General features: G+C 73.3%; 25 protein-coding genes. 12 read left to right on the top strand and 13 right to left on the bottom strand.

The features are described 5' to 3' along the window. Window positions 1-29: 29 nt before the first annotated feature. A complete protein-coding gene (locus C1708_RS10935; RefSeq protein WP_106412491.1) occupies window positions 30-800 on the bottom strand; it encodes a class I SAM-dependent methyltransferase in 771 nt (256 codons plus the stop codon). Between the two features lie 99 nt (window positions 801-899). On the opposite strand from C1708_RS10935, the gene C1708_RS10940 reads away from it, so the two are divergent. Then, window positions 900-1,550: a CGNR zinc finger domain-containing protein gene (locus tag C1708_RS10940; RefSeq protein WP_106412492.1), complete on the top strand. Its 651-nt coding sequence runs from the start codon at window positions 900-902 to the stop codon at window positions 1,548-1,550. Here C1708_RS10940 and sodX read toward each other — a convergent pair. Beyond that, window positions 1,433-1,867: a nickel-type superoxide dismutase maturation protease gene (gene sodX, locus C1708_RS33725; RefSeq protein ID WP_133169061.1), complete on the bottom strand. Its 435-nt coding sequence runs from the start codon at window positions 1,865-1,867 to the stop codon at window positions 1,433-1,435. The genes C1708_RS10940 and sodX overlap by 118 nt on opposite strands. Window positions 1,868-2,012: 145 nt before the next feature. Between sodX and sodN the strand changes: the two genes are divergently transcribed. The 5 genes from sodN (at window position 2,013) to C1708_RS10980 (ending at window position 5,811) form a co-directional block, all read left to right on the top strand. Beyond that, window positions 2,013-2,408, top strand: a complete 396-nt coding sequence (sodN, locus tag C1708_RS10950) for a superoxide dismutase, Ni (RefSeq protein WP_006136256.1) — start codon at window positions 2,013-2,015, stop codon at window positions 2,406-2,408. Between the two features lie 403 nt (window positions 2,409-2,811). Then, window positions 2,812-3,093, top strand: a complete 282-nt coding sequence (locus C1708_RS10960) for a metal-sensitive transcriptional regulator (protein ID WP_098750301.1) — start codon at window positions 2,812-2,814, stop codon at window positions 3,091-3,093. Window positions 3,094-3,656: 563 nt separating this feature from the next. Next, window positions 3,657-4,151 carry a hypothetical protein gene (locus C1708_RS10970; RefSeq protein WP_106412495.1) on the top strand — a complete coding sequence of 165 codons (495 nt, stop codon included), beginning with the start codon at window positions 3,657-3,659 and terminating at the stop codon, window positions 4,149-4,151. Between the two features lie 47 nt (window positions 4,152-4,198). After that, window positions 4,199-4,948, top strand: a complete 750-nt coding sequence (locus tag C1708_RS10975; protein ID WP_106412496.1) for a DsbA family protein — start codon at window positions 4,199-4,201, stop codon at window positions 4,946-4,948. Beyond that, complete coding sequence (locus tag C1708_RS10980; protein ID WP_106412497.1) at window positions 4,945-5,811, top strand: cytochrome c biogenesis CcdA family protein; 867 nt, start codon at window positions 4,945-4,947, stop codon at window positions 5,809-5,811. Before C1708_RS10975 ends, C1708_RS10980 begins: the two co-directional genes overlap by 4 nt. A gap of 77 nt (window positions 5,812-5,888) precedes the next feature. Here the strand turns inward: C1708_RS10980 and C1708_RS10985 are convergent, their stop codons facing one another. From C1708_RS10985 to C1708_RS11000, 4 genes are all read right to left on the bottom strand, one after another. Then, complete coding sequence (locus C1708_RS10985; RefSeq protein ID WP_106412498.1) at window positions 5,889-6,464, bottom strand: rhodanese-like domain-containing protein; 576 nt, start codon at window positions 6,462-6,464, stop codon at window positions 5,889-5,891. A 149-nt stretch (window positions 6,465-6,613) separates the two neighbouring features. Continuing rightward, a complete protein-coding gene (locus C1708_RS10990) occupies window positions 6,614-7,357 on the bottom strand; it encodes a sulfite exporter TauE/SafE family protein (protein ID WP_106412499.1) in 744 nt (247 codons plus the stop codon). Further along, window positions 7,354-7,719, bottom strand: a complete 366-nt coding sequence (locus tag C1708_RS10995; protein WP_198602459.1) for a rhodanese-like domain-containing protein — start codon at window positions 7,717-7,719, stop codon at window positions 7,354-7,356. The genes C1708_RS10990 and C1708_RS10995 overlap by 4 nt, the downstream gene beginning before the upstream one ends. Before the next feature lie 36 nt (window positions 7,720-7,755). Then, window positions 7,756-9,120 carry an MBL fold metallo-hydrolase gene (locus C1708_RS11000; protein WP_106412501.1) on the bottom strand — a complete coding sequence of 455 codons (1,365 nt, stop codon included), beginning with the start codon at window positions 9,118-9,120 and terminating at the stop codon, window positions 7,756-7,758. 246 nt (window positions 9,121-9,366) lie between these two features. On the opposite strand from C1708_RS11000, the gene C1708_RS11005 reads away from it, so the two are divergent. Both C1708_RS11005 and C1708_RS11010 read left to right on the top strand, forming a co-directional pair. Next, window positions 9,367-9,789 carry a helix-turn-helix domain-containing protein gene (locus tag C1708_RS11005; protein WP_106412502.1) on the top strand — a complete coding sequence of 141 codons (423 nt, stop codon included), beginning with the start codon at window positions 9,367-9,369 and terminating at the stop codon, window positions 9,787-9,789. Window positions 9,790-9,808: 19 nt separating this feature from the next. Next, window positions 9,809-10,234: a VOC family protein gene (locus C1708_RS11010; RefSeq protein WP_106412503.1), complete on the top strand. Its 426-nt coding sequence runs from the start codon at window positions 9,809-9,811 to the stop codon at window positions 10,232-10,234. 23 nt (window positions 10,235-10,257) lie between these two features. Here the strand turns inward: C1708_RS11010 and C1708_RS11015 are convergent, their stop codons facing one another. The 7 genes from C1708_RS11015 to C1708_RS11045 form a co-directional block, all read right to left on the bottom strand. Then, window positions 10,258-10,842 carry a dihydrofolate reductase family protein gene (locus C1708_RS11015; protein ID WP_106412504.1) on the bottom strand — a complete coding sequence of 195 codons (585 nt, stop codon included), beginning with the start codon at window positions 10,840-10,842 and terminating at the stop codon, window positions 10,258-10,260. 77 nt (window positions 10,843-10,919) lie between these two features. Next, complete coding sequence (locus C1708_RS11020) at window positions 10,920-11,444, bottom strand: hypothetical protein (protein ID WP_198602460.1); 525 nt, start codon at window positions 11,442-11,444, stop codon at window positions 10,920-10,922. A 3-nt stretch (window positions 11,445-11,447) separates the two neighbouring features. Continuing rightward, window positions 11,448-13,160 (bottom strand): aa3-type cytochrome oxidase subunit I, encoded by a 1,713-nt coding sequence (gene ctaD / locus C1708_RS11025; RefSeq protein WP_106412505.1) that lies wholly within the window; start codon window positions 13,158-13,160, stop codon window positions 11,448-11,450. Window positions 13,161-13,283: 123 nt separating this feature from the next. Further along, a complete protein-coding gene (locus tag C1708_RS11030; protein ID WP_241911432.1) occupies window positions 13,284-13,850 on the bottom strand; it encodes a hypothetical protein in 567 nt (188 codons plus the stop codon). A gap of 274 nt (window positions 13,851-14,124) precedes the next feature. Next, on the bottom strand, window positions 14,125-14,748 hold the full coding sequence (locus tag C1708_RS11035) for a GNAT family N-acetyltransferase (protein ID WP_106412506.1): 624 nt from the start codon (window positions 14,746-14,748) through the stop codon (window positions 14,125-14,127). Between the two features lie 193 nt (window positions 14,749-14,941). Beyond that, entirely contained in the window at window positions 14,942-16,063 is a 1,122-nt protein-coding gene (locus C1708_RS11040) for a family 2 encapsulin nanocompartment cargo protein polyprenyl transferase (RefSeq protein ID WP_106412507.1), read from the bottom strand. A gap of 133 nt (window positions 16,064-16,196) precedes the next feature. After that, a complete protein-coding gene (locus C1708_RS11045) occupies window positions 16,197-17,603 on the bottom strand; it encodes a family 2B encapsulin nanocompartment shell protein (protein ID WP_106412508.1) in 1,407 nt (468 codons plus the stop codon). Between the two features lie 290 nt (window positions 17,604-17,893). Here C1708_RS11045 and C1708_RS11050 point away from each other — a divergent pair, with 290 nt between their 5' ends. The 4 genes from C1708_RS11050 to C1708_RS11070 all read left to right on the top strand — a co-directional run bounded on the left by C1708_RS11050 (window position 17,894) and on the right by C1708_RS11070 (window position 21,669). Continuing rightward, window positions 17,894-18,487, top strand: a complete 594-nt coding sequence (locus C1708_RS11050; protein ID WP_198602461.1) for an N-acetylmuramoyl-L-alanine amidase — start codon at window positions 17,894-17,896, stop codon at window positions 18,485-18,487. Between the two features lie 117 nt (window positions 18,488-18,604). Continuing rightward, window positions 18,605-19,531 (top strand): 1-aminocyclopropane-1-carboxylate deaminase/D-cysteine desulfhydrase, encoded by a 927-nt coding sequence (locus tag C1708_RS11055; protein WP_106412510.1) that lies wholly within the window; start codon window positions 18,605-18,607, stop codon window positions 19,529-19,531. A 594-nt stretch (window positions 19,532-20,125) separates the two neighbouring features. Further along, window positions 20,126-20,539: an ATP-binding protein gene (locus C1708_RS11065; RefSeq protein ID WP_106412512.1), complete on the top strand. Its 414-nt coding sequence runs from the start codon at window positions 20,126-20,128 to the stop codon at window positions 20,537-20,539. Window positions 20,540-20,556: 17 nt separating this feature from the next. Beyond that, complete coding sequence (locus C1708_RS11070) at window positions 20,557-21,669, top strand: RNA polymerase sigma factor SigF (RefSeq protein ID WP_198602462.1); 1,113 nt, start codon at window positions 20,557-20,559, stop codon at window positions 21,667-21,669. Window positions 21,670-21,678: the final 9 nt, after the last annotated feature.

Genomic DNA, 21,678 nt, shown 5'->3' on the forward strand with positions numbered 1-21,678 from the left:
ACCGCCCCCTTCCCCCTGCTCCGGGCGCGCTACTTCAGGGCCAGCAGCAGGGTGTCCGACGGTGAGCACCACACCGGGCGCGCCTCCGCGAAGCCCGCCTCGCGCAGCACGCGCGCGTGCCACGCCGGGGACGGCATGTCGCCCTCGGCGTGCTCCCCGTAGATCTCGAAGCGGCGGGCGGTGGGGCCGGCGAGGACGGGGTCCTTCGCGGCGAGCTGCCACCACTCGGCCCAGTCGAGGGCGCCCTGCTCCCTGGCCCGGTCCATGCGGGCGTGGCGCTGGGCGCGCTCGGCCGCGTTGATCCGGGGCGTGGTCTCGTCGATCATGTGGTCGGCGTTCATGAAGACGCCGCCGTCGCGGACCAGGCCCGCGAGGTGCCCGTAGAGGTCGGCGAGGGGTTCCCGGTGCAGCCAGTGCAGGGCCGTCGCGGTCAGCACGGCGTCGTAGGAGTCGTGCGGGAGCTGGGTCGCCCAGCCGGGGTCCTTGAGGTCGGCGGTGACGAAGGTGACCCGCCCGTCGCCCGCGAAGGTGCCCTCGGCGATGGCGAGCAGCGCCGGGTCCAGGTCGACGCCGGTGCTGGTGGCGTCCGGGAAGCGGGCGAGCAGGCGGGCGGTGATGCTGCCGGTGCCGCAGGCCAGGTCCAGGACGCGCGGGGCGGTGCCGACGAGCGCCTCGACCATGTCGAGCATGACCCGGAAGCGTTCCTCCCGGTCGGGCATGTACCACTCCTGCTGCCGGTCCCAGCTCTCCTGCCAGGCATGCCAGTCCGTACCGGCCGTGGTGGTGTGCGAGTCCGTCATGGGCCCTCCCTCGCGGTGCGCTCCGTAATACCCTGGACGCACGATCGTCTGTTACCCGACCGCACGCACGACTTTAGAGCCCCTGCGTAAGGACTACAAGTGGAACTGGCCTATTACTCGGACTACGCCGTACGTCTCGTGAACACCGAGGAGCCGGGCCGGGGCACGGACACGCTCACCTCGGTCGAGGCCGTGCGCGACCTGTTCGGCGGCAACCGGTCGGCCGCCCGGCGGGCCACCGAGGCGGACGTGACGCGGTTCCGCTCGGTCCGGGCCAGGCTCCGGTCGGTCTTCGAGGCGGCCGACGGCGGCGACGAGACCCTCGCCGTGGACCTGCTGAACTCGCTGCTGCTGGAGTTCCCGGTGAGCCCGCAGATCTCCGGCCACGACTTCCGCGACGACGACGGCAGCCCGCTGTGGCACATGCACCTGGCCGACCATCCGTCCAACGCGACCGCGGGCTACGCCGCGATCGCCGCGATGGGCCTGGCCTTCCACCTCACCGAGTACGGCGTCGACCGCCTCGGCCTCTGCGAGGCCGCGCCCTGCCGCAACGCCTACCTGGACACCTCCACCAACCGCTCCCGGCGCTACTGCTCGGACCGCTGCGCCACCCGCGCCAACGTGGCCGCCTACCGGGCCCGCAAACGCCTGGAGGCGGACCGGCCGGAGAGCACCGGCCGGACCGACGTCAGCGCCCGGACCAGCAGCGACAGCGGCGACCGCCGGCCCGCGGAGCGCGGCCGGTAGCGGAAGCGGACCCGGCCCAGCACCAGCTCGTCGGGGACGACGCCGTAGTCGGTGCTGTCACCGCCCGCGTACGCGTTGTCCCCGAGCACCCACCAGCCGCCGTCGCGCCGCTCGGCCGCCCGCTTGACGACCAGCAGGTCCTGCTGGAAGGGATGGCGCAGCACGATCACGTCACCGCGTCTCACCCGCGCCCCGTAGTGGACCAGGAGCCGGTCCCCGTGGTGCAGCGTCGGCACCATCGACGGTCCGGTCACCTCGGCCACCCCGAAGGGCAGCGGCGCCCTCACCCGCTCGGCGTCCTGCGACAGCTCCGGCATCTCCCGACACCTCCCCGGTTCTTCCCCCACCAGTCTCAGTCTGACCCCGGACTTTTGTCCTAAGCCCATGGGGGCACCCGCGAAAACCGGTCCGCCACGGAGTAATGTCCCCTGTGAGAAGACGATCACGAGGAAGGAACGCTTCATGCTTTCCCGCCTGTTTGCCCCCAGGGTCAAGGTCAGCGCGCACTGCGACCTGCCCTGCGGTGTGTACGACCCGGCCCAGGCCCGCATCGAGGCGGAGTCGGTCAAGGCCGTCCAGGAGAAGATGGCCGGCAACGACGACCCGCACTTCCAGGCCCGTGCCACGGTCATCAAGGAGCAGCGCGCCGAGCTGGCGAAGCACCACGTCTCCGTGCTGTGGAGCGACTACTTCAAGCCCCCGCACTTCGAGAAGTACCCGGAGCTGCACCAGCTGGTCAACGACACCCTGAAGGCCCTCTCGGCCGCCAAGGCGTCGACCGACCCGGCCACCGGCCAGAAGGCGCTGGACTACATCGCCCAGATCGACAAGATCTTCTGGGAGACCAAGAAGGCCTGATCGTCACCTGGGCCCTCTGACCCGCGCTCTCGCGGGTCGCATCGCCCCACTGTCCGCACCCGGTCCGCAGACCGCCGAGCACGGCGTCCATGACGGCCCGGGTGCGGTCGTCTTCTCCCGGCCGCGGGCGCGCGTGGATCCGCCGCGTGATGACGGCCGAGGCGTGCACGGGGCCCCGCCGGACCCGTGCTTCGACGGCCGGCGGGACGCGCCGCCCGCGGTCCGCGCCGAGCCCTCCCAGGGGGCGGGCGTCCGTCTCCGCGGAGGCGTCCGAAGACGCGTGCGGAACGGATCCGGCCCGGACGGCGGCGATCCGGCGGCTGAGCCCCCGGGCACTTTCTTCACCCATTCGAGTCAGTACTTCGCTAGGATACCCGAGGGGGTATTCCGAAGGAGTGTGGGCGTGGAACTGGCGATGGCGGCTGAGGAACTGAAGACGGTGGTCAACCGGCTGCGCCGGGCACAGGGCCAGATCGCCGGCGTGATCAAGATGATCGAGGAGGGGCGGGACTGCGAGGACGTGGTGACCCAGCTCGCGGCGGCGTCCCGGGCTCTGGACAAGGCGGGTTTCGCGATCATCGCCACCGGTCTGCAGCACTGCCTGACCGACGAGGACATGGCCGCCTCCGGCGACCGGGAGCAGATGCGCGCCCGGCTGGAGAAGCTGTTCCTCTCGCTGGCCTGAGCCGTGACACCCGGTCCCCCGTCCCGTCGGCCGGTGGCCGCGGAAGGGTGAGAGGAAGCCCCTCCCGGGCCGGGGACGGGGAACAGAAGGGCGTGCCCTAGGGTGGCCGTATCTCCGAGCGGACTCAGGGACGGCGATGAAGCGGACAGCGGCGCACGGACCGGCCATGGCCGGCTCTCGTGGTGTGCTGGCTCTGCTCGTGGCCGTGGTGGCGCTGCTGTGCGTCGTCGGGCACGCGGAGCGTGGCGGGCCGGGCGCGCACCCGTCCGTCCCGCAGCGGGAGCAGGCGGCCACCGTCTCTGAGGGGTCCGACGCACCGGCGGCGCCCTGCGGCAAGAAGATGATCGTCGATCACAGCACGCAGCGGGCGGAGAACCCGCCGCCGACGGCTTCGTGCCCCGGTCCCGCGGCCCCTCACGCCCCCGCGACGCCCCTGTCACAGCACTCCGGAATGCTGTCGGGCGGCCCGGCTCCGCCGCCGCCGACGACCCTTCACTCCGTTCTGCGGATCTAGACCGGCCTGTCGGCCGTGTCCCTGAATCCCTGAAACGGAGCCTTTCAGCATGTCTTCCTCCCCGCGCTCGTGGAGTCGGGCGGGTGCCGCGCTGCGCGCATGGCGCACCCGGCAGTGGACCGTGGCGGGCCTCGGCGCCCTGGCCACAGCGGTCCTGGTCGGCACACCGACCGACGTGGTGCCCAATCCGCTGTTCGACCGGTCGGTCCCCGTGCAGTGGTGGAACTACCCGGCCCTCGCCGTCACGGCCGTACTGGCCGGCATCGTCCTGAGCACCTATGTGCGCCGGCCCTCCGCCCCTCCCGAGCCCGAGCCCCGTGACGGCGGCCGTCTGGGAGCGGCCGGCGGAGTGCTGTCCTTCTTCGCCGTCGGCTGCCCGGTCTGCAACAAGCTCGTCCTTCTGCTCCTCGGAGCGTCCGGAGCCCTGAGCTACTGGGCTCCCCTGCAGCCGCTGCTGGCTGTCGTGTCGGCGGGGCTGCTGGCGGAAGCCGCGCTGCGCCGCCTGTCCTCGCAGACCGCGTGCCCGGTCACGGCGTCCGCCTGATCCGCGGCCCGGTTCCTCCCCCTTCTCCCTCATGTCCGAGGTGTGCCATGACTGCATCCACCCTGTCCTCGTCCCGCCGCGCCCGCAGGCGCACCCTCGCGGCCGTCGCGGTTCTCGCCGCCGCCGCGGTGACCGGGACCTTCGCCCTCACGCTGGACGGCTCCGGGAATCGCGACGGGGCCGCGGGCGCGTCCGCGGCCGTCACCGAGTCCGCCCGCCCGGCGCCCGCCGACGAGAGCCTGCTCGCCCTCGCCCGCCGCGACCCGTCCGACGCTTTGGCCGTCGGACGGGCGGACGCCCCGGTGGTGATGATCGAGTACTCCGACTTCCAGTGCCCGTTCTGCGGCCGGTTCGCCCGCGAGACCAAGCCCGAACTGCTGCGCTCGTACGTGGACAAGGGCGTCCTGCGCATCGAGTGGCGCAACTTCCCCGTCTTCGGCGAGGAGTCCGAGCAGGCCGCGCTGGCCGGCTGGGCGGCCGGGCAGCAGAAGAGGTTCTGGGAGTTCCACGACGTCGTCTACGGCGAGACGCGTGAACGCAACGCCGGTGAGTTCAGCGCCGAGAACCTCATCGCCATGGCCCGCGAGGCCGGAATCACCGACCTGGAGCGGTTCCGGGCGGACCTGGCGTCCGAGGAGGCCCGCGACGCCCTGCGGGCGGACCGGGAGGAGGGCTACGTCCTCGGTGTGGCCAGCACTCCGGCGTTCCTGGTCAACGGCCGGCCGATCCTGGGGGCCCAGCCCACGGCCACCTTCGAGGAGGCCGTCGAGGCCGCGGCGGAGACGGCCGGGCGATGAACGAGGTCGGACTGGCGGTCGCGTTCCTCGGCGGTCTGCTGGCTCTGCTCAGCCCGTGCAGCGCCCTGTTGCTGCCGGCCTTCTTCGCCTACTCCTTCACCGGCCGCACCCGGCTGGTGGCGCGCACCGGCCTGTTCTACCTCGGCCTGTGCACGACCCTCGTGCCGCTCGGTGTGGCCGGCTCGTTCGCCAGCCGCCTCTTCTACGGCCATCGGGACGCCCTGGTGACAGCGGGAGGGTGGACGGTCGTCGTCCTGGGCGTGGCCCAGATCGCCGGGGTGGGCTTCGGCTCCCGCCGGATGGCGCAGGCCGCGGGCGGGCGCCGTTCGGGCTCGGCGCTGTCGGTGTTCGCGCTGGGCGCGGTGTACGGGCTGGCGGGGTTCTGTGCGGGGCCGATCCTCGGCTCCGTCCTGACCGTGGCGGCCGTGGCGGGCGACCCCCTGCACGGCGGGGTGCTGCTCGCCGTCTACGCCTTGGGGATGGCGGTCCCGATGTTCGTGCTGGCGTCGGTGTGGGACCGCTTCGATCTGGGCCGCAAGCGCTGGCTGCGGGGCCGGGTCCTCCGGGTGGGCCCGGTGGCCCTGCACAGCACTTCGGCCGTCGGCGGCGTGCTGTTCATCGCGCTCGGTGCGGCTTTCCTGGCCTTCGACGGCACGTCCGCGCTGCCGTCGGTGTTGAGCGCCGACGCCGAGTTCGCCCTGGAAGAGCGGTTGTCCGGCCTCGGCGCGGGGGTGTCGGACCGGCTGGTGCTGCTGGTCCTGGCCGCGGTGGCGGCGCTGGCCGCGCTGCTGGTGCTGCTCCGGCCGGTGAGGAGCCGCGATCCGCAGCCGTCGCCGGACGAGGAGACGTCCGCGCACGGGTGACGGGCCTGTGGCCGCGTGCCCTGGCACCCGAGAGGGGGGAGGGATCCGGATCCCTCCCCCCCTTTTTCTCGCGTGGCTCAGCGGCTGCGCAGTGCGGCCAGCGTGTCGCCGAGCTCGGCGGCGCGGGGACGGTTGTGGGGCAGCTTGGCGAGCAGGGCGGCCATGCCGCAGGTGTCGGTCAGGGCGGAGAAGACCAGGCCACCCGCGATGCCGGCGGAGAGGAGCTGGAAGGCGGGGTGGACGACGTACCCGAGCAGCAGGCCGAGCAGCACGATCGTTCCCGCGGTGAGCCGCACCTGCCGTTCCATGCCCCAGGCGGCACGCGGGGCGCCCTGGGGGCGGTGGAGTTCGTGGCCGTCGGCCGCCCAGGCGCCGGTGCCTCCCGCCAGGGTGGCGGCGGTGACGCCGTTCTGCGCGAGGATCCGGCAGGCGTTCTCGGAGCGGGCGCCCGAGGCGCAGACGACCAGGAGGTCACCGCGGTCGGCGGCGTCCCGGAGGTCGGGCAGCGCGCGCCGGATCTGGTCGAGGGGGACGTTGAGCGCGCCGGGGAGGTGGCCGCCGGCGTATTCGCCCGGGGTGCGCACGTCGATGACGGTCAGCTCGTGCAGGCGGGTGCGCGCCTCGTCGGTGGCGAGGGCCGTGGGTGTGGTCATGGCAGAGATCATCCTTGCGTGTCGGAGTGGGGTGGGGCTCGGCCCGACGGGAGCCGGGCCGAAGACGGTCCTGGGACGCGCGGCCGTCCGCAGCTGCGTTCCCGGTCCGTGTCCTGAGCCGCTGGCGGCTCCGGTGCCGGCTCTGGTGGCTAGGCGATCACGTCGACGAGCATGAAGGCCGCCACCGCCAGCAGGACCCCGGCGAAGACCTTCTGGAGGGTGGTGCCGGAGATCTTCGCCGCGAGCCGTTTGCCGTCCCAGGCGCCGAGGATCGCGGCTCCGGTGAAGGGCCCGACGAGTTCCCAGTGCAGTGCTCCGCCGGCGCCGGTGCGAGCGGCGAGCGCGGCGAGCGCGTTCACCGTGACGACGAGCAGGCTGGTGCCCACCGCCCGCCGCATGGGCAGTCCCAGGACGCTCACCAGGGCGGGCACGGCGAGGAACCCCCCGCCGACCCCCAGGAAGCCCGTCACGGCTCCCAGGCCGGCCCCGGCGCCGGCCGCCTTGCCGGGACGGATGCGGTCCGGCGGCGCGGACGCCGGCGGACGCAGCATGCGCAGGGCCGCCAGCGCGGCGATGACGGCGAACGCCGCCGTGAGCGCCGCTTCGGGCAGGCGTCCGGCGACAGCGCCGGCGAGGAAGGCGGGGGCGATGCCCGCCGCGGCGAACAGCGCTCCCGTCCTCCACGCCACGTTCCCGTCGCGGGTGTGCGCGTACAGGGCGGTGACGGAGGTGGCGGTGACGATGATCAGGCTGGCGGTGGCGGCCGCCGCCGGGGTGAAGCCGAGCAGGTAGATCAGCACCGGTACGGCGAGCACGCTGCCACCGCCGCCGAGGGATCCGAGCGCGAGACCGACGACGGCGCCGGCGACGAGGGCGAGAACGAGGACGGTCACGTGATCCGGCCGCTGTTCCCGCGCTCGTCGACGACCGGGTGCCCGGCGGCGGTCCAGGCCTTCATACCGCCCTCGACGTCCACCGCCCGCGCTCCCCGCCCGGCGAGGAGCTTCGCCGCCTGCTGGGAGCGGTGGCCGCTGCGGCAGATCACCACCAGCGGACGTCCCCGCGCCTCGGCGGGCAGGGGGGCGCCGGCGACCAGCTTCGTCAGCGGTACGTGGACGGCGCCCGGCGCGTGGCCCGCGGCCCACTCGGGTTTCTCCCGGACGTCCAGCAGGACCGCCTCGGGCCGGTCGCCGCCGGTGCGGCTGCGTGCCTCGTCGACCGTGACACGGGGCCCGTGTCGGCGAAAGAGGAACATCACACGCTTCCTTCCTTACAGGCGCAACGGTGGCGATCAGCCGGAGGTCAGGGACAGCCCGGCGTCCGCCGCGGCGTCGAGGCCGTCGTCGACGGCGACCACGTCACGGCCGGCGGCATCCAGCAGGGAGGCGGCGATCGCCGCGCGCATCCCGCCGGCGCAGTGCACCCACACCGTCCCGTCCGGCACCTCGCCGATGCGGCCGTGCAGCTCGTGGACCGGGATGTGGACCGAGCCCTCGATGTGGCCGCCGGCGCGCTCGGAGTCCCGGCGCACGTCCAGGACGACCACCGTGTCGCCTCGCCGGCGGACATCGGCGAGGTCGGCGAAGCGGGCGCGGGGGTAGGAGGTGAGCCGCTCGCCCTCGCGGACCCAGCCGGCCGGGTCGCCGGTGGCGGCGGCGGCCGGGCGGTCGATGCCGACCCGGGCCAGCTCCCGCTGCGCGTCGGCGATCTGCTGCGGAGTCTCGGCGAGCAGGGTGACGGGCTTGCCCCACGGGATCAGCCAGGCCAGGTAGGTGGCGAGCTTGCCCTCGCCCTCGAAGTTGAACGACCCGGCCACGTGCCCCTCGGCGAAGGCCACCCGGCTGCGCAGGTCCACCACCCACTCACCGGCGGCCAGCCGGGCGGCGATCTCCTCGGCGTCCGCCCGCCTCGGCGGGGTGAGGTCGACCGGGGCGGGACCGGCGGCGTTGACCGGGCCCATGTGCGCGTAGTACGCGGGCACGTCGTCCAGCCCGGCGAGCAGCCGGGTGACGAAGGTGTCCACGTCCAGGGTCAGCGCGTCGTTGGTCCTGCGCTCCGCGCCGATCGTGGTCGTCTCCCCCTCGGCCTGGGAGGAGGAGCAGAAGCTGCCGAACCCGTGGGTGGGCAGCACCGGCACCTCGTCGTCCAGCTCGTCGGCCAGCCGGTGGGCGGAGGCGTGCTGGGCCCGGGCCAGCTGTTCGGTCAGCCGCGGCTCGACCAGGTCCGGCCGGCCCACGGTGCCGATCAGCAGCGACCCGCCGGTGAACGCCGCCACACCGCGACCGTCCTCGGCGAGGGCGTAGGAGGTGTGGTGCGGGGTGTGCCCGGGAGTGGCGATCGCGCGCAGCACCAGGCCCTCGTCCACCGGCACGGTGTCGCCGTCGGCGACCGGGGTACGGGCGAAGGACACGTGCGCCCCGGCCGGCACCAGGTACCGGGCTCCGGTGACGCGTGCCAGCTCCGGACCGCCGGTGACGTAGTCGTTGTGCAGGTGGGTCTCCGCCACGTACGCGATGCGCACCCCGCGCCTGGCGGCGGCGGCGATCACCTGGTCGATGTCGCGCGGCGGATCGATGACCACCGCGGCGGCGGACCCGCCGGCCAGGTAGCTGCGGTTGCCCAGGCCCTCGAACTCCAGAGTGTCGACGAAGAACACGGCTACGGCTCCTCCACAGGAAGCAATGTACCCCGGGGGGTATTGACTGCCCACCTTAACAGCATTACCCCGGGGGGTATTCCACGAGGCAGGGAGGGGCCACGCCGGCCCCACCGTCCGGTGGCCGGCAGCCGGTGCGCCATCACAGGTCGTGGACTTTTCCGCCGGGAGCCCCCTCGCCGTCCGCGGCGGTCCCCCTTCGCCGTTTCCCGGCGCCGCCCGCACGGGCCGTGGGATGCTGGGCGCATGGAGCTGGAGGACCTGGTCCGGCTACGGCGGGCCCGGGACCGGATGGACCGGGAGTACGCCGAGCCGCTCGACGTCCCGGAGCTGGCGCGGACGGCGCTGATGTCGCCCGGGCACTTCCAGCGCAGCTTCCGGGCCGCGTACGGGCAGACGCCGTACGCCTATCTCATGACGCGACGGATCGAGCGGGCCAAGGCGCTGCTGCGCAGGGGCGACCTCTCGGTGACCGAGGTGTGCCTGGCGGTCGGCTGCACCTCGCTCGGGTCGTTCAGCTCGCGGTTCACCGAGCTGGTCGGGGAGACGCCGAGCGCCTATCGCGCCCGCTCGCACGAGGAGAGCGCGGTCATCCCGCCGTGCGTGGTGCGGACGTACACCCGCCCGGTCCGGGTGCGGCGGCGGGCCGATCCGAGCGGGAACTTCTAGCAGGAACGGCAGGGACGACATGGACAGGGCGACGGACGTGAGGCTCGCGCAGTGCTTCATCGCGGTCGACGACCACGACAAGGCGCTGGCCTTCTACCGGGACGTGCTGGGCTTCGAGGTGCGCAACGACGTGGAGTTCGAGGGGATGCGCTGGGTGACCGTCGCTCCCTCCGACCAGGACGTGGAGATCGTCCTGGAGCCGCCCGCCGCGAGTCCGGACGCCTCCCCCGCCGACAAGCAGGCCATGGCCGAACTGCTGGCCAAGGGCATGCTGCGCGGGGTCAACTTCACCACCACCGACTGCGACGCCCTCTTCGAGCGCGTGCGGGCCGCGGGCGTCGACGTGCTCCAGGAGCCGGTGGATCAGCCGTACGGGATGCGGGACTGCGCGTTCCGCGACCCGGCGGGGAACATGGTGCGCTTCCTGGAGCGCCCCGCGGACTGAACACCCGCCGGGCGCCCGTCCGTTCAGCGCTTCCTGCGGTACGTCCGCACCAGCGCGCCGTTGCCGAAGGCGCGTACGGACTCCAGCGTGAAGTGCGTGATCGAGAAGCCGGAGGCGAACATCGGCATGCCGGACCCCTGCACGATGGGGTAGGTCTTGACGACCAGTTCGTCGATCTCGTCCATCAGCGCGCCGGCCAGCCCGGCCCCGCCGCACAGATAGATCCCGTACGCGCTGTCCTCCGCCTTCAGCGCGCGCACCCGGCCGGCCAGGTCGCCGGAGATGATCTCGACGTCGGGGTCGGGGGACTCCCCCAGCGTGCGGGAGGCGACGTACTGCCGCATGTGGGCGTAGGGGCTGGTGACGCCGTCCTTCAGGGCCACGTCGTAGCTGCGGCGGCCCTGGACGATCGTGTCGAACCGCTTGTTGGGCAGGTCGTCGATGCCGAGCGGGCGGCGGCCGGAGGTCGGCAGCGTCTCCGGGTACTCCGTCTTCAGGAAGTCGAAGAACTCCTCGTCCACGAGGGACACCATGGCCGACGCGTCGCCCTCCGGGTCCCCGATGAAGCCGTCGATGGAGCAGGCGATGAAGTAGGTCAGTCCTCGCACGACGGCCTCTTTCCCTCGGCGGTGCTTCGTTCTTGACAACTCCAGTTGTAGTACTCCGATTGTAGTGGCGCAAGGGATTATCCGCGCCCCCGGTGTGCCGTCGCGCGATGTGCCGCACGGCCGTGCCGGACGGCGGTGACCAGCCCCGTCCCCACCACCAGCGCGGCCAGCGCCACGCTCGCGACCGGGACCAGTACGGCCGCCGTCACGGCGACCGGGAGGCCGACGGCCAGGGCGGCGACCGCCCCGCGCGGGACGGAGCCCGGCGGCAGCGGGCCGCCGGGGACCAGTCCGGACCACAGCCGTGCCGTCTCCCGCCGCTCACCGGTGCGCCGCACCGCGGCCCGCACGCGCAGAGCGGCGGCGGCCGTGCCGCCCACCGCCGCCACCGCGCACGGCACCCACCGGACCGGCGCCACGAGCAGCGCCAGTCCGAGCGCCGCGACCGTGCCCCAGCCGGTCAGGCAGGCGAACGCCGCGGTCCGGCGGGAGGGCGGCCGGTCGGCGGGCCCGGCCCGCAGGTCGGCGAGGGCCGGCAGGTACCAGACGCAGCCGGCGCCGGTGACCAGCGCGCACCCGAGGGCGAGGACGGGCTGCGCCATCGCTCACCTCCCCGCTTCCAGTGCGGTGACCTCGGGGTGGTGCAGGTCGAACGCCGGGGACTCGCTGCGGATCTTCGGCAGGGAGACGAAGTTGTGGCGCGGGGGCGGGCAGGAGGTGGCCCACTCCAGCGAGCGGCTGAAGCCCCAGGGGTCGTCCACGCCGACCGGCTCGCCGTACTTGGCGGTCTTCCAGACGTTGTAGAAGAACGGCAGGACGGACAGGCCGAGCAGGAACGAGCCGAGGGACGACAGGGTGTTGAGGGCGGTGAAGCCGTCCGCGGCCAGATAGTCGGCGTACCGGCGGGGCATGCCCTCCACGCCCAGCCAGTGCTGGACCAGGAAGGTCATGTGGAAGCCGGCCGTCAGCGTCCAGAAGGTGATCTTGCCGAGGCGTTCGTCGAGCATCTTGCCGGTGAACTTCGGCCACCAGAAGTGGAATCCGGCGAACATCGCGTACACCACCGTGCCGAAGACGGTGTAGTGGAAGTGCGCGACGACGAAGTACGTGTCCGAGACGTGGAAGTCCAGCGGCGGCGAGGCCAGCAGAACACCTGTCAGGCCGCCGAAGAGGAACGTCACCAGGAATCCCAGCGTCCACAGCATCGGCGTCTCGAAGGAGAGGCTGCCCTTCCACATGGTGCCGATCCAGTTGAAGAACTTCACACCGGTCGGCACCGCGATCAGCATCGTCATGAACGAGAAGAACGGCAGCAGCACAGCGCCCGTGACGTACATGTGGTGCGCCCACACGGTCACGGAGAGACCGCCGATGGCGATGGTCGCGCCGATCAGGCCCATGTACCCGAACATCGGCTTGCGGGAGAAGACCGGGATCACCTCGGAGACGATGCCGAAGAACGGCAGCGCCAGGATGTAGACCTCGGGATGTCCGAAGAACCAGAACAGGTGCTGCCACAGCAGCGCCCCGCCGTTGGCGGAGTCGAAGATGTGGCTGCCGAACTTCCGGTCGCACTCCAGGGCGAACAGCGCCGCCGCCAGCACGGGGAAGACGATCAGCACGAGCAGCGCCGTGAGCAGCACGTTCCACGTGAAGATCGGCATGCGGAACATCGTCATGCCGGGCGCGCGCATGCAGATGATGGTGGTGATGAAGTTGACCGCGCCGAGGATCGAGCCGAAGCCGGAGAGGGCGACGCCCATGATCCAGAAGTCGGCGCCGATGCCCGGCGAGTAGATCTCGTTCGACAGCGGCGCGTACAGGAACCAGCCGAAGTCGGCGGCGCCGCCCGGGGTGAGGAATCCGGCCGCCGCGATCACGGAGCCGAACAGGAACAGCCAGAACGCCAGCATGTTCAGCCGCGGGAACGCCACATCGGGGGCGCCGATCTGCAGCGGCATGATCCAGTTGGCGAAGCCGGTGAACAACGGCATGGCGAACATCAGCAGCATGATCGAGCCGTGCATCGTGAACGCCTGATTGAACTGCTCGTTCGACATGATCTGCAGGCCCGGCCGGGCGAGTTCGGCGCGCATCACCAGCGCCATCACACCGCCGGCCACGAAGAAGACGAACGCGCTGACCAGGTACAGCGTGCCGATCTTCTTGTGGTCGGTGGTCGTCAGCCAGTCCACCCAGGCGGCCCGGCGCATCGCGGCCGGCTGCGGGACCGGCCGCGCGGGCGGGCCCGTCTCCGACGCCGGCCGGGGCCGCTCGTCCACGGCGGCCTCCACGTGTTGCGTGCGTATCTCGTCCACCGGACGTCTTCCTCCCCATGTGTGGTGCGCGCCCATGATCGATGGGGGCAGGACGGGCCCGCATGAGTCGAAAGGTCCCCGCGCGGGTACCGGGGCAGGGGCCGAAGGTCCCGTGTCGCCGCGTCAGAACGACGTGCGGGCGTGGGATGTCCGGTCGCGGGGCGTCCGGGCGTGGGATGTCCGGTCGCGGGGCGTCCGGTCCCGGGCGGCGCCCTCGGGCCACAGGACCTCCACCGGGATGCCGCGGGCACGGGCGTAGGTCACCAGATGGGCGGTCGCGTCACGACCGTCGGAGGGGGAACCGTCCCAGACGGCCAGCAGGAGCGAACCGGCGGCGACGAGGCGCTCGTCCGCGACGACGCACGCGTCACGGTCCGTGGGGTCGTAGTCGAGCAGGCGCACCTGGTCGGCAAGGGTGAGCAGCTCACCCGTGGCCGGCCGGTCCTGCGGGGGCGGCAGCGCGGGGACGCCGATGACGGTGGGGATCACCACGGCCAGCGGGCAACCCGAGGCGCGTGCGGCCCGGCCGGACGCCAGTGGGGTGCCCGCGCCGGCGCGGACCATGGCCGTCGCCCGCGCGGAGTGCCGCGCCAGCCGGGTCCGCACGGCGGACTCCACCCACCGCAGCGAACCGTCGGTCAGATCGCGGTGCCCCACGACCGCGATGTCCCCGTGCGCCGCCGGCCCCATACGCACCCCGTTCCGCTCGTCCTTCGCCCGCGAGCCAGTGAAGCGGTGCCCACGAGGCGCCGTACAGGGCCGAACGTCCCTGTACGGCACGGGTCCACCCCACGGGACGAGGGGGCTGCGGGCGGCCGGAGCGGAGGCGAGGAGCGCCGACGCGGTCCTGGACGGTCGGACGCGGGGGCACGGCGAAGGGCGCCGGGACGTCAGGCGGCGGGCGGCCCGTGTGCGCGTCCGGTGGCGGATCAGCCTACGGAGCCGGCCGGCGCCGGCCCACGGGTCAGCCCTGCGGGCCGCTGGGGCGGGGCTCTCGCCACATGGGGTACATCAGGGGGCCGTCCGGGAGGCGCAGGGGTTCGCCGGTGGGCTCGAAGCCGAGGCGGCGGTACAGGCGGACGCTGCGTCCGCTGCTCGCCTCCAGGTACGCGGCGCGCGCCTCACGGTCACAGCGGTCGAGGACGGAGCCGATCAGCGCGGTGCCGAGTCCCTCGCCCTGCCGGCCGGGAACCACGCCGATCATCCACAGGTACTCGTGGGCGCGGTCCCGCGGGTGGACGCCCGCGGTGAGCCAGCCGATCAGCTCCACCCGCTCGTTGTCCGGGTCGACGGCCCGGCGCAGCTCGGCGAACTCGTCCTCGCCCTCGGCCTCTGCGCCATGGCCCGGGTCCCCCGCCGGCACGGACGTCCACAGGGCGCACGCCGAGCCGTCCTCGACGAGGTCGACGCGCCCCTCGGCGAGGGTGACGTCGGTGAAGGCGGCCATGAGCCGGTGGTGCATCCTGCGGCGGTACTCCGCGCCCGGGAACACCCAGCTGCTGACCGGATCGTCCTGGAACGCCTCGTCCAGCAGCCGGACCACCAGCTCCCGGTCGTCCCCGCCGGCCGTCCGGATCGCCACGCCCATGTGCGTCCCTTCGTCTCAACCCTCTTTGCCCGTACGGAGGTTGAGACTAGCCGGGCGGCCGGGGAAGAGGGGCGGGTCCCGCACACCGTGGGGAAGTGCGGGACCCGCCCGTCCGGAACCACCCCGCCGTACGGGTCAGGTCCGCACGGCGGCGCGTGGTCCCGGGGCCGGGGGGACGGCCTGCGCCGTCCCGTCAGGTGGTGCGCCGGGTCACGAACTCGGCCAGGGCCAGCAGCCCTCCCGCCGCCTCCGGGTCCGGCACCGCTCGGGCCACCTCCTGCATCGCGCGGGCCATCCGGTCCGCGGCCTGGGTCTGCGCCCAGTCGCGCCCGCCGGCCCGCTCCACGAGCCGGGTGAGGCGTTCGACGTCTCCCTCCTGGTGCGGGGCGGCGTACGCGGCGGCCAGCTCCGCCGCTGCCGGCGTGCCGGAGGTGAGCGCGGCGACGACCGGCAGTGACTTCTTGCGGGCGGCGAGGTCCGCGCCGGCCGGCTTGCCGGTGCGGCGCGGGTCGCCCCAGGTGCCGATCACGTCGTCGATCAGCTGGAACGCCAGCCCGGCCTCCCGCCCGAACGCGTCCATCGCCGCCACCTCCGCGTCCCCGGCGTCCGCGTACAGCGCGCCGACGGCGCAGGCGCAGCCGAGCAGCGCCCCGGTCTTGGACTCGGCCATGGCGAGGGTCTCCCCCAGGGTGACCTCGTCGGGCGGGCGCCGTTCCATGGCCGTGTCCGCGTGCTGCCCGGCGCACAGTTCGACCACGCACTGGGCGAGCCGGGCCGCCGCGGCCGGGGCGGCCGGGTGGGGGTCCTCGGCGAGCAGCCGCAGGGCGAGCGCCTGGAGGGCGTCCCCCACGAGGATCGCGTCGGCGTCCCCGAACACCGCCCACGCTGTGGGGCGGTGGCGGCGGGTGGTGTCCCGGTCCATCACGTCGTCGTGGACGAGCGTGAAGTTGTGGACCAGTTCGACCGCGGCCGCCGCCCGCAGGGCCGCCGTCCGGGCGGCGGGGCCGCCCAGGGCGGAGGCCGCCGCGAGCACCAGGGCGGGCCTGATCGCCTTGCCCGAGCCTCCGCCGGCCGGGGTGCCGTCCGCGTTCTGCCAGCCGAAGTGGTAGAGCGCGACGCGGCGCATCGGGGCGGGCAGGGACCCGAGGGCCGTGCGCAGCACCGGGTCGACCGCGGCCCTGGTGCGCTCCAGCAGGACGGCCGCCTCGTGCCCGTCCCCGGTGTGCCGGTCCGGTCCGGGCACGCTGTCGGGCGCGGTGCGTGCCGTGCGCTGCTCCGGCCGGCCCGTCGTGGGCCGGGCCATGGACTCCGTCATCGACTTCCCCCTGGGACCGACTCGGTGGAGGCACGGGAGGACGGCGCTTCCGCACCCGTCGAGCACGTTCCCCCCTGGTCTACCCGCCCGGGCGGGCGGGGACACGGCGCGCGCGGCGGGAGCCGGCGGGCGGTCACCGCCACCGGCCGATCTCGACGTTCTCCAGGACGCCCAGCGCGTCCGGGACCAGCACCGCTGCCGAGTAGTAGGCCGTGACCAGGTACTTGATGATGGCCTGTTCGTTGATGCCCATGAACCGCACGGACAGGCTCGGCTCGATCTCGTCGGGGATGCCGGCCGCCCGCAGGCCGATGACGCCCTGCTCCTCCTCGCCGGTGCGCAGCGCGATGATGGAGGTGGTGCGGGCCTCGGTCACCGGGATCTTGTTGCACGGGTAGATCGGCACGCCCCGCCAGGTGGGGATGCGGTTGCCGCCCACGTCGACGGTCTCCGGGACGAGTCCCCGCCTGTTGAGCTCGCGGCCGAACGCGGCGATGGCGCGCGGGTGGGCGAGCAGCAGCCGGGTGCCGCGGCGCCGGCTGAGCAGTTCGTCCATGTCGTCCGGGCCGGGCACGCCGTCGTGCGGCTGGATCCGCTGGTCGTACTCGCAGTTGTGCAGCAGGCCGAAGTCGCGGTTGTTGACGAGCTCGTGCTCCTGGCGCTCCTTCAGCGCCTCCACCGTCAGCCGGATCTGCTGCTCCGTCTGGTTCATCGGCTGGTTGTAGAGGTCGGCGACGCGCGTGTGGATGCGCAGCACGGTCTGGGCGACGCTCAGTTCGTACTCGCGGGGCCGGGCCTCGTAGTCGACGAACGTGTGCGGGATGTCCGGCTCGCCGCTGTGGCCGGCCGCGAGGTCGATCTCCTTCTCGCCGTACTTGTTGGTGCGCTGCCGCGGGAGGTCGACCCGCCGGCGCAGGTGCTCGCGCAGGGACTCGGACCGCTCGGCGACCTGGTCGACCGCGTCGCGGGGCAGCACCAGGACCGTGCAGGCGGTGAGGGTGCGGACCGTGTACTCCCAGATGGCGTCGTCGTCCTGGAGGGCCTGTTCGCCGAAGTAGGCGCCGTCGGCGAGCACCCCGAGCGACTCGTCCTCGCCGTAGGGGCCGGTGCCGACGCGCTCCACCCTGCCGTGCGCCAGCAGGTACACCTCGTCGGCCTGGCTGCCGAAGGAGGCGATGACCTGGCCGGCCTCGATCTCCCGCTGCCGGCAGCGGGAGGCCAGCTCGGTGAGCACCTCCTCGTCCTCGTAGTCGCGCAGCACCGGCAGTTCGCCCAGCTCGGCGGGGATGATCTCCACCCGGTCGCCCGTCTTCACGAACGTGAGCCGGCCGTCGCCCACGGCGTAGGTGAGCCGCCGGTTGACCCGGTACGTGCCGCCCTGCACGTCGACCCAGGGCAGCATCCGCAGCAGCCAGCGGGAGCTGATCTCCTGCATCTGCGGCACGGACTTGGTGGTGGTGGCCAGGTTCCGCGCCGCGGCCGTACCGAGGCTCTGCTGCTGCCTGGTCTGCTCCGTGCGAACCTCTTCGCCTGCCGACATAGAGAATTGCCCTCCCCGATAGATCCACGCCCGGCCGTGCCGGGCGTCGCAGTGCGCGATCAAGCGTTCCTCACGCACCGTGCCGACGCCATTACCCGATCGAGCGGGGTTGGATCTTGGGGAGGCTGGGCAGACTGACCGGCTGTGCGACGGCAGACGGACGGAAGGGGGTTGTCCGGATCGGCTCGCACAGCCGCCGAACGAGTACTTGAAGGACTGAACTTTCGGCTATAGGCCCTCTACCAGACGGCCGCGTCCAGCGGCCGTCGTCCGGCACGAAGGAGGGCGGCATGGCCCCACCCATGTCCGCGAGCGCGTTCCTGCGCGCTCTCAAGGCCGAGGGTCTCACGGTCGTCGAGGTCGGCGACTGGCGCGGCCACAACCGGAACCACAAGGGCCCCTGGGGGCCGGTGCACGGTGTGATGATCCATCACACCGTGACCAAGGGCAGCGCCAGGACGGTGGACATCTGCCGCAGGGGTTACTCGGGCCTGCCCGGCCCGCTGTGCCACGGCGTGATCACCAAGGACGGCCGGGTGCATCTCGTCGGCTACGGCCGGGCCAACCACGCGGGGCTCGGTGACGACGACGTGCTGCGGGCGGTGATCGCCGAGAAGAAGACGTTCCCGCCGGACAACGAGGCCAACACCGACGGCAACCGGCACTTCTACGGCTTCGAGTGCGAGAACCTCGGCGACGGCAAGGACCCGTGGCCGGCGGCGCAGCTGGAGGCCATCGAGAAGGCCGCGGCGGCGGTCTGCCGGTACCACGGCTGGAACGAACAGTCGGTCATCGGCCACCTGGAGTGGCAGCCGGGCAAGGTGGACCCGCGCGGATTCACCATGAACGCGATGCGCAAGCGGATCCGTGACCGTCTGAAGTGACCCGGCGCCGGGGTCCTCGCCGCCGGTGTTCCGCCCTCGTGACACCCCCCACGCGGAACACCGGCGCCCCCGCCCGGCGGCTGCCCGGGACGCGTCCGTGTCCCGCCCCGGGCGACAATGGCGCGCGTGACCAGCTCCGACGCCCCCGGCCCCGCCGCCCTGGCCGCCCTGCGCCCGCGGCTCCCCTCGCCGCTGGAGGAGACCGTCGACGCGCGGTTCGAGCGGCACGGGGTGCGGCTGCTGCTGAAGCGGGACGACCTCGTCCATCCCGAGCTGGTCGGCAACAAGTGGCGCAAGCTCGCCCCGAACCTCGCGGCGGCCCGCGGGCGGACGGTGGTCACGTTCGGCGGGGCGTACTCGAACCATCTGCGGGCCACGGCCGCCGCCGGCCGGCTGCTCGGTCTGCCCACGGTGGGCGTGGTGCGCGGCGAGGAACTCGCCGGACGGCCGCTCAATCCGTCGCTGGCGCGGTGCGCGGCCGACGGCATGCGGCTGCACTTCGTCCAGCGGTCGGTGTACCGCCGCACGACCGAGCCGGACACCCTCGCGGCCGTGCTGCGCGCGGCGGACGCGGAGGACGCGTACGTCGTGCCCGAGGGCGGCAGCAACGCCGCCGCGGTGCGCGGGTGCGTGGATCTCGGCGGGGAGCTGACGGGGGCGGCGGACGTGGCCGCGGTGGCCTGCGGCACCGGCGGCACGCTCGCGGGGCTGGCCGCCGGGCTCGCCGGCAGCGCGCGCGTCCTCGGCATACCGGTGCTCAAGGGCGGTTTCCTCGGCGCGCGGATACGGGCGCTGCAGACGGAGGCGTTCGGCGGGCCGCGCGGGGACTGGAGCCTGGACGAGCGGTTCCACTGCGGCGGCTACGCGCGCGTCCCGGCGCACCTCGAGGCGTTCGCCGCGGACTTCGAACAGCGCCACGGCGTCCCCGTGGAACGTGTCTATGTCGCCAAGTTGCTTCATGCCCTTGTCATCCTGGCCGGAGAGGGCGCCTTCCCGCGCGGGAGCACGGTCGCCGCGGTCGTCACCGGACGTCCGTTCCCGTGAACCGCTGAGCGCCCTGCCGCGTCTCCGGTGGGCCGCGGTCTCCCCGGGCCCACCGGCGCGGCAGCGTCCGCAGCGTCTCGTCGTCGACGGGCGCCTGCGCCCGCGCGTCGGCCACGGCCCGCGCCCCGGCCCGCGGGTCCCGCCCGGGCCGCGGGTCCCGCCCGGGCCGCCGCAGCAGCAGGGGCGTCACGTCCACGTCCGGCCCGCCCTCGTTTTTCCGCGCGGGCGTCCGCGCGCCCGTCGTAATCTGGCCATCATGAACCAGTGCACGCACGTCGAGGCGTTGCCGTACCCGGAGCCGGCGCCGGCGCTTCGTCGCCCGCGCACTGGTGTGACGTGGCGGGGCCCCCGGTGCCGGACGGTTCGACGGTCCGGCGCCTGGGTACGTCAATGCGGCGCGCGCTCTTCCCATTTGGTCGCCGCAGACCCCTAGCCACGGAGCGTGTTCGGAGCTTTACTATGAGTGACGGCAGCGGGTCGGGGTCCCGGCGACAGGACCGCCGGGAGCGCGATAGCGTCACGGCTGAACCACGTAGCGCGTTGCCCGGGGGCGAACACAGGCCCTGAAACGCTTGTACCACCTTGGAGGTGAGGGTGTCCCAGATCGCAGGCGAGCCCGCGACCCAGGACTTCGTGGAAGTCCGGCTGCCGGCCGCGGGGGCCTACCTGTCGGTGCTGCGTACGGCCACGGCCGGCCTCGCGGCCCGTTTGGACTTCACCCTCGACGAGATCGAGGACCTGCGCATCGCGGTCGACGAGGCCTGCGCGATCCTGCTGCAGCAGGCCGTGCCGGGGTCGGTGCTCAGTTGCATCTTCCGGCTCGTCGACGACTCGCTGGAGGTCACCGTCTCGGCGCCCACCACGGACGGCCACGCCCCCTCGCGGGACACCTTCGCCTGGACCGTGCTGTCCGCGCTCGCGGGCAAGGTCTCCTCGGCCGTGGACGAGGACAAGACCGTGTCGATCAGCCTCTACAAACAGCGCGGCGCGGGACCCGGGCCGGCGTGAGAAGCGAGGACGGGCCGGTGCGGGACGAAGAACGCGGCACACGGGAGCTGCCGGCCGAGCGCGTGCCGGACGGCATCGACGGCATCCCCGAGCAGGCCCGGCCGCATCCGGAGGACGACTCCGCCAGGGACGTCCGGCCGGGCGGCGGGCAGGCCGGCGGTGCCGTGCGGGGCACGTCCGCGGCCGGACCGGCCGCTCCCGGCGGGGACGCCCCCGCCCGGGCCGAGCCGGCGGCGGGGGACGAGGCGAGCGCTCGGGGAAGGGCGACGGGCGGGACGATGAGCGAGCACGAGCGAGAGGCCGAGGAGCGGGCGGCGCCTGCCTCCGGCGCACGGGGCGCACCGGGTGTGCCGGGCACGCACGCGCACCACGACCCGCAGGACCGCAGCGGGGCGCGCGCCCTCTTCCTCGAGCTGCGCACGCTGGAGGACGGCACTCCGGAGTACGCGGAGCTGCGCAACCGTCTGGTGCGGATGCACCTGCCGCTCGTCGAGCACCTGGCGCGCCGCTTCCGCAACCGCGGCGAGCCGCTGGACGACCTCACCCAGGTCGCCACCATCGGGCTGATCAAGTCCGTCGACCGCTTCGACCCGGACCGCGGCGTGGAGTTCTCCACGTACGCCACCCCGACGGTCGTCGGCGAGATCAAGCGGCACTTCCGCGACAAGGGCTGGGCGGTGCGCGTGCCGCGGCGGCTCCAGGAGCTGCGGCTGGCGCTCACCACGGCCACGGCGGAGCTGTCCCAGCTGCACGGCCGCTCCCCCACGGTGCACGAGCTGGCGCAGAAGCTGGCCATCTCCGAGGAGGAGGTCCTGGAGGGCCTGGAGTCGGCGAACGCCTACTCCACGCTGTCCCTGGACGTCCCCGACACCGACGACGAGTCCCCGGCGGTCGCCGACACCCTCGGCGCGGAGGACGAGGCGCTGGAGGGCGTGGAGTACCGGGAGTCGCTCAAGCCGCTGCTGGAGGGCCTCCCGCCGCGCGAGAAGCGGATCCTGCTGCTGCGCTTCTTCGGCAACATGACCCAGTCGCAGATCGCGCAGGAGGTCGGCATCTCGCAGATGCACGTCTCCCGGCTGCTGGCCCGCACCCTGGCCCAGCTGCGGGAGAAGCTGCTCGTCGAGGAGTGACGCGCCGGC

It is taken from the genome of Streptomyces sp. DH-12, from assembly GCF_002899455.1.
GTDB lineage: Bacteria > Actinomycetota > Actinomycetes > Streptomycetales > Streptomycetaceae > Streptomyces.